The organism is Maribacter hydrothermalis (assembly GCF_001913155.1).
Taxonomy (GTDB): Bacteria; Bacteroidota; Bacteroidia; order Flavobacteriales; family Flavobacteriaceae; genus Maribacter; species Maribacter hydrothermalis.
On the sequence record NZ_CP018760.1, the window covers coordinates 888,641 to 907,427 of the forward strand.

General features: G+C 34.1%; 21 protein-coding genes. 11 read left to right on the forward strand and 10 right to left on the reverse strand.

Annotated elements, in window-relative coordinates; translation table 11 throughout:
- The first annotated feature begins 3 nt into the window (after positions 1-3).
- The 5 genes from BTR34_RS03815 to BTR34_RS19205 all read left to right on the forward strand — a co-directional run bounded on the left by BTR34_RS03815 (position 4) and on the right by BTR34_RS19205 (position 3,811).
- Entirely contained in the window at positions 4-657 is a 654-nt protein-coding gene (locus BTR34_RS03815) for a hypothetical protein (protein WP_068482380.1), read from the forward strand.
- Complete coding sequence (locus tag BTR34_RS03820; protein WP_082960113.1) at positions 657-1,838, forward strand: gliding motility-associated C-terminal domain-containing protein; 1,182 nt, start codon at positions 657-659, stop codon at positions 1,836-1,838. The genes BTR34_RS03815 and BTR34_RS03820 overlap by 1 nt, the downstream gene beginning before the upstream one ends.
- A gap of 121 nt (positions 1,839-1,959) precedes the next feature.
- Positions 1,960-2,694: a M15 family metallopeptidase gene (locus tag BTR34_RS03825; RefSeq protein ID WP_068482377.1), complete on the forward strand. Its 735-nt coding sequence runs from the start codon at positions 1,960-1,962 to the stop codon at positions 2,692-2,694.
- A 40-nt stretch (positions 2,695-2,734) separates the two neighbouring features.
- Positions 2,735-3,505 (forward strand): M48 family metalloprotease, encoded by a 771-nt coding sequence (locus tag BTR34_RS03830; protein ID WP_068482374.1) that lies wholly within the window; start codon positions 2,735-2,737, stop codon positions 3,503-3,505.
- 138 nt (positions 3,506-3,643) lie between these two features.
- On the forward strand, positions 3,644-3,811 hold the full coding sequence (locus tag BTR34_RS19205; protein WP_317039567.1) for a DUF6747 family protein: 168 nt from the start codon (positions 3,644-3,646) through the stop codon (positions 3,809-3,811).
- A gap of 105 nt (positions 3,812-3,916) precedes the next feature.
- On the opposite strand, the gene BTR34_RS03835 is transcribed toward BTR34_RS19205, so the two are convergent.
- Both BTR34_RS03835 and BTR34_RS03840 read right to left on the reverse strand, forming a co-directional pair.
- Entirely contained in the window at positions 3,917-4,303 is a 387-nt protein-coding gene (locus BTR34_RS03835) for an ankyrin repeat domain-containing protein (protein ID WP_068482371.1), read from the reverse strand.
- A gap of 199 nt (positions 4,304-4,502) precedes the next feature.
- Positions 4,503-4,898, reverse strand: coding sequence for an ankyrin repeat domain-containing protein (locus BTR34_RS03840; RefSeq protein WP_068482368.1), 396 nt, complete (start codon positions 4,896-4,898; stop codon positions 4,503-4,505).
- Positions 4,899-5,124: 226 nt separating this feature from the next.
- Here BTR34_RS03840 and gpmI point away from each other — a divergent pair, with 226 nt between their 5' ends.
- Genes gpmI through BTR34_RS03855 form a run of 3 tightly spaced genes read left to right on the forward strand, consistent with a single transcriptional unit; the run spans position 5,125 to position 8,265 of the window.
- Complete coding sequence (gene gpmI / locus BTR34_RS03845; RefSeq protein WP_068482365.1) at positions 5,125-6,642, forward strand: 2,3-bisphosphoglycerate-independent phosphoglycerate mutase; 1,518 nt, start codon at positions 5,125-5,127, stop codon at positions 6,640-6,642.
- Positions 6,643-6,672: 30 nt separating this feature from the next.
- On the forward strand, positions 6,673-7,491 hold the full coding sequence (gene map / locus BTR34_RS03850) for a type I methionyl aminopeptidase (protein WP_068482363.1): 819 nt from the start codon (positions 6,673-6,675) through the stop codon (positions 7,489-7,491).
- A 9-nt stretch (positions 7,492-7,500) separates the two neighbouring features.
- On the forward strand, positions 7,501-8,265 hold the full coding sequence (locus BTR34_RS03855; RefSeq protein ID WP_068482360.1) for a class I SAM-dependent methyltransferase: 765 nt from the start codon (positions 7,501-7,503) through the stop codon (positions 8,263-8,265).
- Here the strand turns inward: BTR34_RS03855 and BTR34_RS03860 are convergent, their stop codons facing one another.
- From BTR34_RS03860 to BTR34_RS03895, 8 genes are all read right to left on the reverse strand, one after another.
- Positions 8,266-9,279, reverse strand: coding sequence for an FAD:protein FMN transferase (locus tag BTR34_RS03860; protein ID WP_068482357.1), 1,014 nt, complete (start codon positions 9,277-9,279; stop codon positions 8,266-8,268). It lies immediately after the preceding gene.
- Positions 9,276-9,638 (reverse strand): Na(+)-translocating NADH-quinone reductase subunit F, encoded by a 363-nt coding sequence (locus BTR34_RS03865; protein ID WP_068482354.1) that lies wholly within the window; start codon positions 9,636-9,638, stop codon positions 9,276-9,278. Before BTR34_RS03865 ends, BTR34_RS03860 begins: the two co-directional genes overlap by 4 nt.
- A 71-nt stretch (positions 9,639-9,709) precedes the next feature.
- Positions 9,710-11,017 carry an NADH:ubiquinone reductase (Na(+)-transporting) subunit F gene (gene nqrF, locus BTR34_RS03870; protein ID WP_068482350.1) on the reverse strand — a complete coding sequence of 436 codons (1,308 nt, stop codon included), beginning with the start codon at positions 11,015-11,017 and terminating at the stop codon, positions 9,710-9,712.
- Between the two features lie 2 nt (positions 11,018-11,019).
- A complete protein-coding gene (nqrE, locus tag BTR34_RS03875; protein WP_068482347.1) occupies positions 11,020-11,784 on the reverse strand; it encodes an NADH:ubiquinone reductase (Na(+)-transporting) subunit E in 765 nt (254 codons plus the stop codon).
- A gap of 21 nt (positions 11,785-11,805) precedes the next feature.
- Positions 11,806-12,453, reverse strand: coding sequence for an NADH:ubiquinone reductase (Na(+)-transporting) subunit D (locus BTR34_RS03880; protein ID WP_068482344.1), 648 nt, complete (start codon positions 12,451-12,453; stop codon positions 11,806-11,808).
- Between the two features lies 1 nt (position 12,454).
- Positions 12,455-13,207 (reverse strand): Na(+)-translocating NADH-quinone reductase subunit C, encoded by a 753-nt coding sequence (locus tag BTR34_RS03885; RefSeq protein WP_068482341.1) that lies wholly within the window; start codon positions 13,205-13,207, stop codon positions 12,455-12,457.
- A 2-nt stretch (positions 13,208-13,209) separates the two neighbouring features.
- Positions 13,210-14,490, reverse strand: a complete 1,281-nt coding sequence (locus tag BTR34_RS03890; protein ID WP_068482338.1) for an NADH:ubiquinone reductase (Na(+)-transporting) subunit B — start codon at positions 14,488-14,490, stop codon at positions 13,210-13,212.
- Between the two features lie 3 nt (positions 14,491-14,493).
- Entirely contained in the window at positions 14,494-15,843 is a 1,350-nt protein-coding gene (locus BTR34_RS03895) for a Na(+)-translocating NADH-quinone reductase subunit A (RefSeq protein ID WP_068482336.1), read from the reverse strand.
- A 152-nt stretch (positions 15,844-15,995) separates the two neighbouring features.
- On the opposite strand from BTR34_RS03895, the gene BTR34_RS03900 reads away from it, so the two are divergent.
- From BTR34_RS03900 to apaG, 3 genes are read left to right on the forward strand one after another with little or no spacing between them, the layout of a single operon-like run.
- Positions 15,996-17,237: a type IX secretion system plug protein gene (locus BTR34_RS03900; RefSeq protein WP_068482333.1), complete on the forward strand. Its 1,242-nt coding sequence runs from the start codon at positions 15,996-15,998 to the stop codon at positions 17,235-17,237.
- A gap of 26 nt (positions 17,238-17,263) precedes the next feature.
- A complete protein-coding gene (locus BTR34_RS03905) occupies positions 17,264-18,388 on the forward strand; it encodes a DUF3667 domain-containing protein (RefSeq protein WP_068482330.1) in 1,125 nt (374 codons plus the stop codon).
- Between the two features lie 5 nt (positions 18,389-18,393).
- Positions 18,394-18,780, forward strand: a complete 387-nt coding sequence (apaG, locus tag BTR34_RS03910) for a Co2+/Mg2+ efflux protein ApaG (RefSeq protein WP_068482420.1) — start codon at positions 18,394-18,396, stop codon at positions 18,778-18,780.
- Positions 18,781-18,787: the final 7 nt, after the last annotated feature.

Here is an 18,787-nt window from a genome sequence, read left to right on the forward strand (position 1 = left end):
AAAATGAATTATATAAAAATAGCACTTACAATATCATTTTTAGTAGTAACTACAGTTAGCAATGCACAGTTAGAACCTGGGTTATTATTTGGACTTACCAATGCTACCACATCAGAAATCAATGCGGTAACTACTGCTGAAATTGGGACTATGGTATATAATACAGATGTAAAAGAAATTTATGTCTTTGATGGAACTTCATGGGCATCCAATAGTCAACCAAATGTTTATATGGGAGTTTTAACCATTACATCGACTGGCATTATAAACGTAACCGGAATACCATTTCAACCTTCCCAAATTAGTTTTACGGCACATGCAAATATTGAGGCGCTGAATATAGATTCTGACAATGGTACTAGAAATAATGATTCAGGTATTGCAAATACATATGGCTCTATGAACGGTTTTGCTAGAAATGATAATGGCACCACTACACAACAAGTTATTTACGTTGGCGGTAGTGGAAATTCCATTAATGATATATCTAGATTCTCCTCTAGTAATGCGTGTATTGCGATTCGGTACAGTAATCAAAATGGAGATAAACTAGGAATTACATCCGCATCATTAAATAGCTTTAACACCAATGGGTTCACCTTAACCGTAGGAAGTCATGCCGATAATTTAGTAGTACTTTATCAAGCTTATAAATAATGTTAAAAACAACACGTATTTTTTTCTTGGTACTAATTTTATTGATTGGTAAAAATATGACCGCACAAGATGCGGTACATAATTACGGCAATATACAAGTTCACAATTCGGGTATTGTTGGTTTTCATATGGATGTCATTAATAACGGTGCATTTAATCAGAATAGAGGTTTAGTAGGTTTTTATTCTATAGACAAGCCAATAACAATTTCCGGAAAATCTAACCCAGTCTTTTATGACTTTGAGGTAGCTGTAGATAATGACTTTTACGTAGATAATACAGTTGGTGTTTTAAATAATGCCAATTTAATATCTGGCAATATAGTTACGTCTAGAGCTTCATCCGAAGTAAACATCAATTTCTTAAATGATTCTTTTTACATTGGCGAAGGCGATAATACAAAAGTAGATGGTTATGCAGCAATAAGTAAAAAAACAGAGTTTACATTTCCAATTGGGCAAAATGGCAAAATACGTCCTTTGAGTATAGCATCTGTACGCTCTAACGATTATGCAAAATCTGCATACTATTTTGAAGATCCTTCCACCCCTAGTGTATTTAGAGCTAGTTTTAATACGGCCATAAAAGAAAATGAATTTTTGTCAGTTAGTGAATATGAATTTTGGCATTTAGAAAGCAGCATTCCTTCTAAGGTTACCTTAACATGGAACGAACAAAGTAACACCAATCTTTTAGGAGACTTTATTACAGATTTAAAGGTTGTTGGTTGGAATGTAATTAATAAAGAATGGGTGAATTTAGGAAGTACGAATATTGAAGGAGATTTCAGCAATGGCGCAATTACATCTGAAGAATTTATTCCCAATGATTATGAAATTATAACCATTGGCGGAAATTCTGATATTCTTGAAACTTTAGAGAATATTACGTTAGCGAATTATTACATGACGCCCAATGGTGATGGAATTAATGATTTCCTAGTGATTGAAGGTGTTGAAAATTCACTAAATAATACCTTACAAATTTTTAACAGGTATGGAATAATGGTGTTCTCCAAGAAAAATTACTATAACGAGTTTAATGGAATTTCTAACGTTAGCGGGGTAATATCCAAAAACACAGGACTTTCCTCTGGTATTTATTACTACATAATTACCCTGAACGACTTAGACATTAAACATCAGGGATATTTATACCTTACTACTTACGATAAAAATTGATTTATAACTTTTAAGAGTAAGATTTATTACTTTTACTAGACATAGAATGATGTCCCATTTTTCAACAACATGTTTGTTTATAAAAAGGCATCATATTTGTAATCACCATAGCAAAACAATTATGCAAAGAAGAACCTTTATAAATAAAAGTAGTGCAGCAGCCATAGCTATAGGCCTTACCCCTTCAATCTTTTTTCAAGAAGATAATGATTATACCATTACAGAACTAATGGGCAAAGAAGATATCGAACTGTTTGGAAAAGATATTAATTTAAGAAAAGAAGCTCATGATGCATTCTTAGAGATGAAAAAGGCAGCATATAATGATGGTATTGATCTTAAAATTGTTTCTAGTTTTAGAAATTACGATCGGCAAAGAGCAATTTTTGAACGTAAATATCTAACTTATACCGTAGACGATGAAATGAACCCTTTAGATGCTATTGATAAAATTATTGAATATTCTACCATACCGGGCACAAGCAGACATCATTGGGGTACGGATATTGATGTCGTTGATGGTTATAGAAAAGTAGATGGCGATGTTCTAGTCCCCCATAAATATGAAGGCGAAGGACCCTATGTGGATTTTAAAAATTGGATGGACGAAAATTCAGAAACTTATGGTTTTTATTTAGTGTATACCAACGACTCAAAAAGAAGAGGTTTTAAATATGAACCTTGGCATTACAGCTATGCCCCACTTTCAATACCCATGTTAGAGCAATTTCGAAGTAAAAATATTGCATCACTCTTACTTCGTGAAGATTATGAAGGGGCTGAACATTTCACAATGGGTTTTTTAAGGTCATATATTCAAAATAATATTTTAGATATAAACCGAAACCTATTATAAGCAATTTGTACCTTAGAAACTCGTATTAGAACACATTACCATGAGAAGAGGAAGTTGGAAAATTAGAATATTTATAGGCTTAGCCATAGTTGCTTTTGCATTTATACAAAAATGTAATAATACGGAAGTAAACCCATACACAGGTCGTTCTCAACATATTACAATGTCGTCTGAACAAGAAATTGCCATTGGATTACAAAGTGCACCTGAAATGGCTCAACAACATGGCGGTCTATATCCGGATCAACGCTTACAAGCTTTTGTTGAATCTGTAGGTAACAAATTAGTCCAAAATAGTATTGCTCGCGAAACCCCTTATAAATATGATTTTCATTTACTTGCAGATGACCAAACAATAAATGCATTTGCGCTACCTGGAGGACAATGTTTTATAACATATGCACTTTTTTCTCAATTAAATGAAGCACAATTAGCAGGTGTTCTAGGTCATGAAATTGGCCATGTAATCGGAAGACATTCCGCGGAAAGAATTGCAGATAGCCAAACATGGCAAACAGCGACAATGGGAGCTACCGTTGGCGCAGGAGACATGGGAAGTATAGTTGGTAGCATTGGCCAAAGTACGCTGCTCACTAACGGTAGAGGCGATGAATTAGAAAGTGACGAATTAGGCGTCCTTTTTATGATACAATCGGGATATGACCCTTATGAAATGATAAAGGTAATGGAAATCTTAAAAGCCGCAGGCGGACCTAACCGACAACCAGAGTTTCAAAGCACTCATCCTGACCCAGAAAACAGAATTGAAAAAATAAAAGAAGCCATACAGAAGTATAAAAATCAAGGTTAATCGAATTTTTAGGTCTTTTAACCCAAAGATGTCTATTACCAAACCTATATTTTTGTAACTTTGAAGAAGTCCCAAACTTATTTTACCATTTATGATTTAACCTTTATAGCTATGATTTAACCATAGAAGAACACTATAATGGGAACAATTACGAACATAAGAAATATATATGAGCAGGCGTTCGAAAATTGCAAACCAGTAATTTTGGTTACAATTTTAAAAGCTTACTCTGTGTTTTGTGCACTAATGTTATTTTCGGCACTATATGCGTTTGTATATAGAGCTTTAAATGGATTTGATTTTTAACGCGTTTTACTCTTTTACTTGAACACTATTTGGGGTAGAATCAATAGTAATAAAAAAGGCTCATCGAAATTTCAATGAGCCTTTTTTATTTTTAAAAATGCAAAACTAAGAATCTCGTTCAATGACACCTAACACATCTTTAGCATTAGACATTTTAGCATAATCCTTAGCAGTATAACCTTGGTCGCTCTTAATATTTAAATTAGCACCATTTAATAATAACACCTTTAGTACTTCTGACTTATTATATCTAGCCGCATACATTGCAGGTGTTAACCCTAAAGACTTTTCATTTAACTCTTCCCCTAAAGCTATAAGGCTTCTAACCTGATCAATATCACCTTTTATAACTGCCTTGCACAATAAGCTTATTTCGTCATTGACAGTGACAGTACTATTTTCATTTGAATAAGGTTGATCAACTGGACTTGCGTAAGAATTGGAAAGTGCAAATACACTTACACAAAACAAAAGTGCGATTGTTTTTTTCATAATTTTTATATTTATTTTCTGATTATAATTATTGATTAATTAAAATTAAACATATTTTAATATGAATTAAATAGCTTTAAGAAAGAAATAATAAATATTTAACAATTTAAAAACATTAAAAAAAACCCTGTAGTCGAATTTATTTCAAAATTCGACTACAGGGTTAAAATATTAAGAGTAGAAATCTTCTAAAATGAACCTAGCTTCCCACCGCGGATTCAATTAATTCAAGAGCCTCTGTTGCATTAGATAGTTCTGCATAACGTTTTGCTGTATGCCCTTGACTACTCTGTACCTTTAAATCAGCTCCATTTTCAATTAACACCTGTAATATTTCAACCTTATTATAACGCGCGGCATACATTGCAGGAGTCATACCTAAAGATTTTTGATTTACATCTTCCCCTAAAGCTATTAAACTACTTACGGTTTCCAAATCGCCCTTTATTACCGCTTTGCAAAATGAGCTGATTTCAATTCTTGAAACAACATTAATTTCTGGTGTTGTTGTTGAAAGATTTGCTTTTTCCGCAGCCATTACGGTCGTGCCCATGGTAAGAGCTACCATAGATAATGTTAGAATTACTTTTTTCATGATGAATGATTTAATTGATGAATAATACAATATTGTATATTTTAATAGACGCATGACTTCTTTATTTGTTTCATCCTTTAACAGTGTTATAACGAAACTTTAACGAACAAATCTTTTAAAAAACTTAAATATTGTTGCGATACTACCTCTAATGAAAAAAGGTAAGTCATCTTGTAGAATAACTTAATAGATCATAGTATTTTTGTGATCTAAAACCTAAGCATAGATGAACAAGAAAGTAATTCTAATGATATTAGATGGATGGGGTAAATCTCCAAACCCTGAAGTATCAGCAGTAGATAAAGCGAATACTCCATTTATTGATAGCCTTTATACCAAATATGCCAATTCCAACCTTCTTACAGATGGTATGAATGTAGGTTTACCAGAAGGCCAAATGGGAAATAGCGAGGTTGGTCATATGAACCTAGGTGCCGGAAGAATTGTATATCAAGATCTCGCTAAAATAAATAAAGCAGTAAGTGAGCATACCTTAAGCTTAGAACCTGTTTTAAAAAGTGCATTTGATTATGCGAAGAAAAACAATAAAAATGTTCACTTCTTAGGTCTTTTAAGTGATGGTGGCGTACATAGTCATACAGATCATATAAAAGGATTAATTACCGCTGGTAAAGAATTTGGTGTACAGAATATGTTTTTACACGCCTTTACAGATGGTAGAGATGTTGACCCCAAAAGTGGTAAGGGTTTTTTAGAAGACCTAGTGCATTTTGGCGCAGACAAGAACACAAAATTAGCAACTGTGATAGGCCGATACTATGCAATGGACCGTGACAAACGCTGGGAACGTGTTAAAGAAGCCTATGACGTTATCGTCAATGCTGAAGGTGAAAAATCAACAGACATCGGCAAAACTATTCAAAAAAGTTATGACAACGATATTACAGATGAGTTTATAAAACCTATCGTCATGACCACTATAGACGGCACACCAATTGCCTCTGTAAAAGAAGATGATGTTGTTATCTTTTTTAATTTTAGAACGGATCGCGGTAGAGAGTTAACCCAGGTTTTAACTCAGGTTGATATGCATGAACAAAACATGCACAAGCTTAATTTGTATTATGTCACATTGACTAATTACGATGAGTCTTACAATAATGTTCACGTTGTATACAATAAAGATAATATTGTTCAAACATTAGGAGAGGTTTTGGCAAGTGCAGGTAAAAAGCAAATACGTATTGCAGAAACAGAAAAGTACCCTCATGTTACTTTCTTTTTCAACGGTGGCAGAGAAATTCCTTTTGAAGGCGAATCTCGTATATTGTGCCCATCTCCAAAAGTTGCAACTTATGATTTACAACCAGAAATGAGTGCTTATGAAATTAGGGATAAAATAATTCCAGAAATCAATGAAGGTGATGTAGATTTTGTTTGTTTAAATTTTGCTAATCCAGATATGGTTGGACATACCGGTGTTATGGAAGCGGCAATTAAGGCTTGCGAAACTGTAGATGAATGTGCAAAAGATGTCATAACTGCTGCAATTGAAAATGACTACTCAGTACTAGTTATTGCAGATCATGGGAATTGTGAAACTATGGTAAATGAAGACGGTAGTCCAAATACAGCACACACTACCAACCCAGTTCCATTAATTTTGGTCGATAAAGATATTCACCATATAAAAGATGGTGTTCTTGGGGATATTGCGCCAACAATTTTGAAATTAATGGGTGTTGAAAAGTCAAAATTTATGACCCAAAACTCGTTGGTGTAAATTTAGACTCATTACAAAGGATTAAATTTTATGATAAAAATAAAAACAGCCGAAGAAATTGAATTAATGCGTGAAAGCGCATTAATCGTTTCTAAAACATTAGGAATGATTGCCTCTGAGGTAAAACCTGGGGTTACTACACTTCAGCTAGATACTTTGGCCGAAACTTTTATTCGTGACCACGGAGCAGTGCCCGGATTTTTAGGTCTATATGATTTTCCAAATTCACTCTGCATGAGCCCAAACGCTCAAATAGTGCATGGTATACCCAATAACACTCCTTTACAAGAAGGAGATATTATATCAATAGATTGTGGTGCCTTAAAGAATGATTTTTATGGTGATCATGCCTATACTTTTGAAGTTGGTGAGGTTTCGCCTGAAGTGAAAAAATTATTAGAGGTAACTAAAAAGTCTCTTTATATTGGAATTCGAGAATTTAAAGTAGGAAATCGAGTCGGGGATGTTGGTTATGCCATTCAGAAATACACCGAAGATCATGGATATGGTGTTGTACGTGAATTAGTAGGCCATGGCTTAGGCAGAAAAATGCATGAAGGCCCAGAAATGCCTAATTATGGCAGACGTGGTCGTGGCAAAAAGTTTGCTGAAGGCATGACCGTAGCTATTGAGCCAATGACCAATATGGGAACAAAAAACATTAAACAATTAAAAGATGGTTGGACCATTCTTACAGCTGATGGTTTACCAAGTGCTCATTTTGAACATGATGTTGCCATTGTAAATGGTAAACCAGAATTACTTTCTACTTTTAAATATATCTATGATGCCTTAGGTATTGTTAGTGATGAGGAAGATGAATTTACTTCATCGACCGTAAAAAGTTAAAGCATACAGATGAAGAAAATTTTTAAATTTTTTCTTAACCTTGTTCCAAGGCCTGTATTAATTTCACTTAGTTATTTGATAAAACCATTTTTTAAGGCATATTATCGAGGCAAAACTTATGAAGACCCGATTGACGGAAATACTTTTCGAAGCTTTTTACCTTACGGATATGAAAGTCCTAGAGAAAATGTTCTTTCGCCTTCTACCCTATCTCTAGAACGACATAGGTTGCTCTGGCTTTTTTTAAAGAGCGAAACTAATTTTTTCACTGCACCATTACAGGTTTTACATTTTGCGCCAGAACAGGCATTTTACAAACGGTTTAAAAAGTTAAAAAATATTAAGTACACCACAACAGATTTAAATTCACCATTAGCCGATGTAAAGGCTGATATTTGTAATCTTCCGTTTAAGGATAACACTTTTGATGTTATTCTATGTAATCATGTTTTAGAACATATTCCTGACGACAATAAGGCAATGAGCGAATTATATCGCATTTTAAAACCTGACGGATGGGGCATTTTCCAGGTTCCACAGGATCTTTCAAGAGCAACAACTTTTGAGGATGATTCTATTACCGATAAAGTAGAAAGGGCTAAAATTTTTGGTCAATATGACCATGTACGCATTTACGGAAGAGATTATTTTGACATATTAAGAACTATTGGATTTAGAGTTGAGGAAATAGATTTCACCAAACAACTTACACCTTTAGAAATAGACCGGTACAGACTTGCCACTGGTGAAATAATACCTTTTGTCAAAAAATAATTATTTAACTACTAAACTCTTAAATCCTTTTGTAAGAAACTCATGAGTTTCTCCATTCGAATCCAAATAAACGATATACGCCTCTAATGTTTTATTCTTGTTTATCAATTTAAAAGCTTCATCTAAATCCATCGCCATAAAAGCTGTAGCATAGGCGTCAGCGGTTGCACAATTATCTGCCAAAATTGTAACTGCAAGCGTATTTGAAATTTGTGTAAACCCTGTCTTGGGGTTTACAGTATGAACATATTTTTTTCCTGTAACTTCGTCAATCCTGAATTTTCTATAATTTCCGGAAGAAGCCAAAGCCCTATTATTTAAATTAATTAAAATCTTTGTGGATCTATCTAATTCTGTTTCCGGGTCATCAATACCAACCACCCATTCTTTTTGTTTTATTACATTACTCCCTTTAGCAATTAACTCCCCACCTACTTCTACTAGGTAATTTTCTACCCCTTTAGCATCAAGCATAGCAGCAATCCGGTCAATTGAATAACCTTTTGCAATTGCATTAAAATCTAAATAAATATTTGGGTTAGATTTTATTACTAGATTTTGGTCATTAATAAATACCTTATCAAGACCTACAAAATTTAATAAACTATCCACTTTTAAGCTATCCAAAGCTATTTCTATTTCTGGTCCAAAACCCCAAGCGTTTACTAAAGTACCTACTGTAGGATCAAAAAAACCTTTTGTATCTGTATAAATAGTCTTGGAAAGTTCAAATACATCTTTAAACATTCTATCTACCACTACAGTCGAATCTCCTTTATTTATTCGAGAAATATCAGATTCTGGTATATAGGTAGATAGTGATTTATTTATAACCGCAAATACCGAATCTATATCTTTTTGTAATTCAATATCTTCAGAATCAATAGCAATAATATTATAAGAGGTACCTAATGCAGCACCTCTAAATTCATTACGATACTTCTTTGAATCACCAAGAGTACAGGAATAAAATAACCCTATAATTATACCATAAATTAAAAACCTATTCATCATATCTCAACTAAACCATCATAATCAACTATATACTCTTCATCTAAATAAACTGGCAAATTATGGTCCGCAGCATTTACCAAACCTACACCGGCATAAAATGTTGTAGCGTCAAACTTTAAGGCATGCTCTTTCATTTTATTTAGGTCGGACATAAAGAAATCCATATCCTTTGGATCACCTGGGTATTCAATAGCTTTTACCACAATAAAGCGCATTTTCTTATCCTTGGTACAAACAAATTGTGGATTCTTCCGCAACTCACTGTTTACCGCTAAAAATTCGAATCCGGCTTCTTCCAATTGTTTGCCGACTATATTCATAGCTAAATTATGAAGCTCTTGTTCTGTTAATACATGCATTTAAATAAATTTGATAAAAAAGCCGATACATATAGTATCGGCTATTATATTGTTTTTCAATGTATTAAATATTATCCACCAAAATCATCAAAACGGATATGCTCATCTGGGATACCAAAATCTTCGCCCATTTTCTGAACTGCTTTGTTCATTAACGGAGGTCCACAGAAATAAAGTTCAATATCTTCTGGCGACTCATGATGATTTAAATAGTTTTCAATCACACAATTGTGAATAAAACCTACAAAACCATCGCCTGGAGCGTCTATATTTTCTTTTACTTTCCAATTATCAACTTCCATTGGCTCTGAAAGTGCCAAATAGAATTTAAAATTAGGAAACTCCTCCTCTAACTTATAAAAATGATCTAAATAAAACAACTCTCGTTTAGAACGACCACCATACCAATAACTAACTTTTCTATCGGTCTTTAATGTTTTAAATAGATGATATAAATGCGAACGCATTGGCGCCATACCTGCACCACCACCTACATAAAGCATCTCAGAATTAGATTCATTAATAAAGAACTCTCCATAAGGTCCTGAAATAGTTACTTCATCGCCTTTTTTAAGATTAAAGATATATGAAGATGCCACACCAGGGTTTACATCCATCCAACCGTTTTTAGCACGGTCCCAAGGTGGAGTTGCAATACGCACATTCAACATTATTTCTCTTCCTTCTGCAGGGAAAGAAGCCATAGAATATGCTCTTTCTACTGTTTCAGGATTCTTCATAACTAAAGGCCATAGGTTAAACTTATCCCATTCTGCCTGAAATTTATCTGGAGTTTCATGCTCCTCTGGGTGAGCCGTGATATCCATATCCGCAAATTTAACTTCACATTGAGGAATCTCAATTTGAATATAGCCACCAGCTTTGTAGCCCATATCTTCAGGGATTTCAACTACGAACTCCTTAATAAATGATGCTACGTTATAATTACGAACTACCTTCCCAGGCCATTTTTTAATACCAAAAACCTCTTCTGGTATAGTAATTTCCATATCTTGTTTTACCTTAACCTGACAAGCTAAACGTGCACCATGGTTTAATTCTTTCTTTGAAAAGTGAGGTGTTTCAGTAGGTAGCGCTTCACCGCCTCCTGAAAGTACATGGCACTCGCACTGAATACAAGTTCCACCACCACCACAAGCTGATGGTAAAAATACTTTTTGATTTCCTAAAGTTGATAATAAAGAACCTCCAGAGGCGACTTCAATTTTCTTTTCCCCGTTAATTGTTATAGTAACAGGACCAGAAGGAGAAAGCTTTTGCTTAGTAAACAGAAGCAATGCCACTAATGCCATTAATAATATTAGAAATGCGACAACGGTTATTAGAATAGTTCCGCCTGTACTTGCAGCTAAAATCATAATTATTTATTTACGTCGTTATAAGAAATAACTTTTTCGTCTATTTCTTTGTTCTTATCTACTATTACTTCTTCCTCAACAGGGGTTACAACCTCTGGCTGAATTAGTTGATTTACTTGCTCCGTAGTTTCTTCAGCTTCATCACCGCCACCAGTTAGCATACCTCCAAAACTTTGAAAACCAATACCCATTAAACCAGTAATAATAAATGTAATACCTAAGCCTCGTAAAGGAGCAGGAACATTACTATATCTAATTTTTTCACGAATGGCCGCAATTGCCAAAATCGCTAAAAACCATCCAATACCAGAACTAACTCCATAATTAAATGCTAATCCCAATGTTTCAATTTCTCTTGCCTGCATGAATAAAGACCCACCAAGAATTGCACAGTTTACTGCTATTAATGGCAAGAATATACCCAATGAGTTATATAATGAAGGTGAAAATTTCTCCACAACTATCTCTACTAATTGTACCATTGTTGCAATGGTTGCTATAAATAAGATAAATGACAAAAAGCTAAGGTTGTAATCCGCATATTCAGGTCCCAACCAAACTAAGGCTCCGTCTTGTAATAAATATTTATCTAACAACCAGTTCATTGGTACCGTAACCGCCAATACAAATATAACAGCAGCACCTAAACCTACAGCAGTAGCCACTTTTTTGGATACCGCCAAATAAGAACACATCCCCAAAAACACGGCAAATACCATGTTATCGATAAAGATGGACTTAAAAAATAATTCTACATGTTCTAACATAATTTCTACTTAAATATCCGTTTAATTTTCTTCTACAAGTGCTGGATTTCTTGAACGTTGTACCCAAATAATGATACCAACTACTATCAGCGCTGCTGGAGGAATAATCATAAAACCATTATTCTCATAGCCAGTAGCATACAACCCTGTTTTCTCAATTGGATCTCCCAAAACCGGAATCCCAAATAAAGTTCCTGACCCTAACAACTCTCTAAAGAAACCCACGATTATCAAAATAACGCCGTAACCTAAAGAGTTTCCTATTCCGTCCAAAAATGAACGCCATGGTCCGTTGGCTAAAGCAAATGCTTCAAATCGCCCCATAATAATACAGTTAGTTATAATTAGACCAACAAATACTGCTAATGTTTTACTTAACTCATATTGATAGGCCTTAAGAACTTGATCTACGATAATTACCAATGTCGCAACTACGATTAGCTGAACAATGATTCTAATTTTAGATGGAATAATATTTCTCATTAATGAGATTACTACGTTACCAGCACCTAAAACGAAAATTACGGAAACGGCCATCACTAAAGATGCCTTCAATTCTGCCGTAATAGCCAAAGCTGAACATATACCTAGAACTTGTATAGTAATCGGGTTATTATCCGCAAGCGGATCCATAATTAGATTTGTATCTTTTTTTGATAGTAGTGCCATATTACTTTGCTCTAATTGTTTCTAAATAAGGTTTATATAATTTGACAGTTTCGCTTATCATAGCAGAAACACCGTTGCCGGTAATTGTAGCACCCGCCAAGGCATCTACTTCATTATCATCTTTTGTTTTGTTTAATGGATCATTGTTCCCTTTAGCAACAGCAATGCCTGCGTACTGAGTACCATTTAAAATAGTTTCTCCTTTAAAATCATCCATGAAATAGCGCATTTTAATGTTTGCTCCTAAACCAGGGGTTTCCCCTTTATGGTCAAAATAAACACCTTGTACGGTCATAGTATCATCTAAAGCAATGAAACCCCAAATTGCATCCCAAAGTCCTTTGCCATACATAGGGATGATATAGAATTTCTTCCCATCTTTTTCCCCTATAAAAACTGGCAACTTATAATCTTCACCTTTTTTGATGTTTGCTAATTGCTTTTTTAAATCGATTAAATATGCCTCGTTATCTTCGGTGATTTTATCGCCTTGAATAACCAACTGCTCTTTAATATAACTTGCGAACTCATTTTCTACTACATCTGTAGGAATAAAGTTTACACTACCCGTATCATCACCATTTTCATTTACACCCATTGCATAAAGAATATTCTGCTGTTTTTCAAAACGCTCGTTTTCTTTAATATTAGGACGTAATGCTGAAGCCAAAAACGCAAGTATTGACCCAACTACTACAACCATAATTGCTGCAAAAATTACTGTATAAACGTTGCTATCTGTTTTTAGTGCCATAATTAAACTGTTTCCGCTTTAAGTTCTTCTGCCTTACCATCTGCATCTTTAGGATAGATAGTAGCATTCTTTAATCTGTTCATTCTTTTCTTAATGTTACCCCTAACAACATAATGATCAATTGTTGGTGCAAATACGTTCATTAAAAGGATTGCCAAGAAAACACCTTCTGGGTATGCTGGGTTAAATACACGAATTAATACAGAAATGAAACCTATAAAGAAACCGTAATACCATTTACCTTTATTTGTTTGTGATCCGGTAACAGGATCAGTAGCCATATAGACAATACCGAAAGCCAAACCACCGACTATTAAATGCTTCCAAAAATCGAAACTCATTAATCCGTAAAACTTACTAGATTCACCTACCCATCCAAACTCAACTACCTGGTTGAATATTAAGCCCATTACTAAAGAACCTATAACAGCACTTAGCATTATTCTCCAGCTAGCGATTTTTGTAAAAATCAAGAACAACCCTCCTAAAAGAATAAGTAATGCCGAGGTTTCACCAACAGAACCAGGAATAAATCCGAAGAACATATCTGACACAGAATAGGTTATTTCCGCTCCTTTATTCTGAGCTAAATATCCTAATATCGTTTCCCCAGATATGGCATCTACGTTGGCACCTGCTAAAATTTCTTCTGAACGCTCACGAGCACCATAAACCCAAACTTTATCACCACTCATCCACGTAGGGTAAGCGAAGAACAAGAATGCTCTAATAGTTAATGCAGGATTAAGAATATTCATTCCTGTACCTCCAAAAACTTCTTTACCAATAACAACACCGAATACTACGGCTACGGCCAACATCCAAAGAGGCGTATCAATTGGAACAATTAATGGAACCAACATACCGGTAACCAAATATCCCTCTTCTACTTCATGACCTTTTATAACGGCAAAAATAAATTCTACTATTAGTCCAACACCATAAGAAACAACCACTAATGGCAAAACCTTAATAATACCGATCCAAAAATTATCCCAAGTAAGGAAATCGTTCATTAAAGAAAAATCTGCCGGAAAACCGTTTATTGCAGAATAGTGTTGGTAACCCGCGTTGAACATAGAAAATATTAACACTGGTACCAGTGCCATTATCACTGTGTTCATTGTTCGTTTTAAATCGTCGGCTGATTTAACATGTGTTCCACCTGAATGGGTGGTCTCATCTGGCGAAAACAAAAAAGTATGAAAGGCATTAAAGGCAGGAGCCATTTTCTTACCCTGATACTTCAGTTTAAGTTCGTGTAATTTGCTTTTTAAACTCATTTCTTATCCTATTTCTTTTTGCAATAAATCTAACCCTTCACGAATAATTTTCTGGTGTGGTTGTTTAGAAATACATATAAATTCAGTTAACGAAAAATCCTCAGGAGCCACTTCATACAAACCTAATTGCTCCATTTCATCCAAATCTTTTACCATACAAGCTTTTAAAAGTTGCATTGGAAAAATATCCATTGGAAAAACTTTTTCATATTGTCCTGTCACCACAAAAGCTCTATGCTCACCGTTAGTATTAGTGTTTAAGTCATATTTCTTATTTGGCTGCATCCAAGAAAAAGTTAAAGCCCTGGTAGCCGATATTTTATTGAAAACAGGTTTGTTCCATCCAAATAACTCATAATCGTTGCCTTCCGGAATAACCGTAACCGTATTATTATAGTAACCTAAAAACCCAGCTGGTTTACTTTTGGAACCCGTAAGAACATCACCATTGATAACTCTAATATTCTCCTCCTTAACACCGCTAGCATATAGGAAAGTAGAAATCTCCGCACCTATTTTGGTACTATAATATTTTGGCGCTTTTACAGAAGATCCCGCAAGAGCAACCATTCTTTCGGCATTAAATTTACCTGTAATTAAATACTCACCTATTATTATTAAATCTTGAGGAGTAACTGTCCAAACTAACTCACCTTTATTAATAGGGTCTAATTTGTTAATTTGAGTACCAACCAAACCTGCAGGATGCGGACCAGAAACATTATGCAACTCTACCCCGTTCATTGAAGATAATGGCGAATTACCAGAACCAACAGACACATGTACTTTCCCAGGTGTTAATTTACCCAGCGCAGTTACCGCCGCCTGTAATTCCCTTTCTTTACCCTGTAAAACATAATCTAAATCTGCTTGTAATGGCGCACTTGAATATCCAGAAATAAATATAGATTTAGGTGTAGTCTCAGGATCAGCAATAACATCATAAGGACGCTGTCTGATAAATGGCCAACAACCACTTTTCAACAATGCAGCTTTTAATTCTCCTTTCGATGATTTTTCAACATTTAAAACTGATCCTTCTAATACTTCTTGAGTTTTATCGGCTAAAATCTTTAAGGTCAAAATACGTCTTCTCGCCCCTCTTTCAATTTCTATTAACTCACCGCTTACAGGCGATACAAAGAGCATATCCTCTATGTTTTTGTTATAGAACAAAGGTTCACCGGCTTTCACCTGCTCGCCTTGCTTTACCATCATTTTAGGGGTAATGCCGTGAAAATCACTCAATTGTATTGCGTAAACATTACTCAAAACAGCTTTCGAAGTCGTCTGTTCTGCGGCGCCCACAAGGTTAATGTTGAGCCCTTTTTTTATTCGTATGTCTTTGGACATTTGCGTGTAGACCTTTAGGTTAACAAAATTTGAGCAAATTTAAGTACAAAAACATCGTTTTCATAATAATTACCCTATAATTTAATCATTACATCGAGGTATATTTTTTAGGCATCGTTTTTGTTTACCTTTACCTTTAAAATTGCTATACAATGCGTGTTTTTATTAAATATTTATTTTTCTTTTTTATTCTACAAAACATAGTAGCACAGGTTCAAGTGGAGGTAAATCCACCAGAAAACATAAAATCTATTATATTCAAAGGCCCTACTGATGATCAATTTCCTATCATTAAGATAGGTGAACCTATTTATTTAGAATTCGATGATATTTTAGCAAACGAGCAGGACTACTATTATAAGGTTACCCATTGTGATTACGACTGGACGAAATCATCCTTATTAAAATCTCAATACATAGAGGGGGTAGATAATCAAAGAATAACCCAATACGAAAATAGCTATACCACCTTAGAAACCTACTCTAACTACCAACTTACTATACCAAATGACAATGTTAGATTAAAAGTTAGCGGTAATTATCTTATAGAAATATATAATAACTATGACGAGCTTCAATTCTCTCGTAGATTCTTAGTTTACAAAGATCTTGTTAACGTAGCTGCTACTATAAAACGCTCAAGGGATTTTAATTACATAAACGAAAAACAGGTAGTACAATTTAGCATTCAATCCTCTGGCTACAAGCTTGTAAATCCAAAAAAAGAAGTTAAGGTTGCTATATTACAAAACTACTATTGGCCCACTGCCCTTTACGATATTAAACCACAATATACAATTGGTACAGAACTAGTTTACAAATACGACCAAGAAACCGCTTTTTATGCTGGCAATGAATATTTGTTATTCGACACTAGTGACTTAAGAGCTCCAAGCTCTCAAATTTCTAGAATAGAATTAACTGACCTTTATAATCACATTCTATTTTCTGATGGATTTAGAAATGATAAGCCTTACACTTATTTTCCCGATATAAATGGTGATTTTGTAGTAAGAACTTTACAAGGCGACAATGCATCTAGAGAAGCTGAATATACCAATGTATATTTTAGCCTACCTTACAATGAATTTATTGCTTTAGACGAAGTTTACATTTTTGGAAAATTCAACAATTACGCCCTAACTGATGAGAACAAAATGACCTATAATGAAACAAATGGTATGATGGAGGCAACCATAAAAATGAAACAAGGTTTTTACAATTATAAATACGTTCTTAAAGATGGCGGCGAAATGAAACCAAATGTTGTAAGTGGAAATTTTCACTTCACTGAAAACAATTATATTATTCTAGTTTATTATAGAAACTTTGGCGATATGTACGATAGCCTTATCGGTATTGGCTCCGCAAATTCTAGAGATATCACTAACTAACTGTATATTTACGTTTTTCATAATCGATGAAAAACAAACCAACCATAAAAACTACTGGACGTTATCGCATGCAATACCGTGGTGTTGACTGCCTTAATTGCGGACACCCTCTTGACTTAAGCGACAAATACTGCCCCAATTGTTCTCAGGCAAATAGCACAAAAAAACTCACCCTTGTTGATTTTTTTGAAGAGTTTTTTGCTAATTATTTTTCTTACGATTCTAAACTGTGGCTGACCCTAACTGCTTTACTTTTAAAGCCGGGCAAAATCACAAAAGAATATATTGCCGGCAAACGCTTGTCTTACACCAATCCATTTCGTTTTCTTTTAAGTTTATCTATTGTTTATTTCTTAATTATTAGTCTCAATAGTGAGTTTGAAACGCTAAATAAATTTGGCTCGGACAATCCAACTCAATTCTTTGATTTACAAACTCAGTTTAACAACCTAGAATTTGAAAATGAGGAAGATAAAAAACTAGCTCTTTCCCAGTTAGATTCGTTAAATATTAAGGGTTTAAATAACTTAAAGCTCAGCTCACAAGATTCCTTAATACTTAGTAGGCCTAAAGGATATTTTAAAGGCATTAACCAGGAAAATTTTTTTGAAAGATTATTTGAAAAAATTCAATTTTACAATACTGTAATAAAAAACGATACTATCTATAATTTTAACCAAAGCGTTATTAAATACGAAGTACCAGAGCTTACCGAAAATAAAATGGCATATAATCTTTCCAGTAGTTTAATTGACATTGAAAAGCGACCTGGCACCTTTATCAATTCTTTAATTTCAAAACTACCGATAGCAACATTTTTCTTTCTTCCATTCTTTTCTGTTTTCGTTTGGTTGGTCTATATCAGAAAAAAACACACTTACACCGATCATTTAATCTTTAGTTTCCACAATCAATCGTTATTATTTATCTTGCTCATTGTTAGCAATTTAATCAACGCTACTTTTAGTGTTAACAGCGAAGGATTGTTTTTTTTAGTATTCGCTATTTACCTATATAAAGCAATGCGAAATTTCTATCAGCAAGGAAGAGTTAAAACGATTATAAAATATATGTTCCTAAACACTATTTTTTTTATTTTAGGAGGCATTGCAATGACAATATTAATAGCTGCAAGCGTATTTACATATTAAATATGATGATAACACAAGTTACCAAAGGCATTAAAATATCAGTACAAACTAGTTTTGAAGGCACATTCTTTAAGAACTATAAAATGCATTATGCGTTTGGCTATACTATTACTATTGAAAATCAAAGTAAGGATGCTGTTCAACTAACTTCTCGTCACTGGAAAATATATGACTCCCTAAATGATATGGAGACCTTAGACGGTGAAGGAGTAATAGGTAAAAAACCAGTAATTAAACCTGGTAATTCTCATACCTATAATTCTGGATGTTTACTTACTTCTCCAATTGGCGCAATGAAAGGACATTATAATATGGTACTCATAAGTAATTCCGATAAATTTAGAGTTTACATACCTACATTTAAGTTTAGTGCACCGTTTGCTTTAAACTAAACCCTTT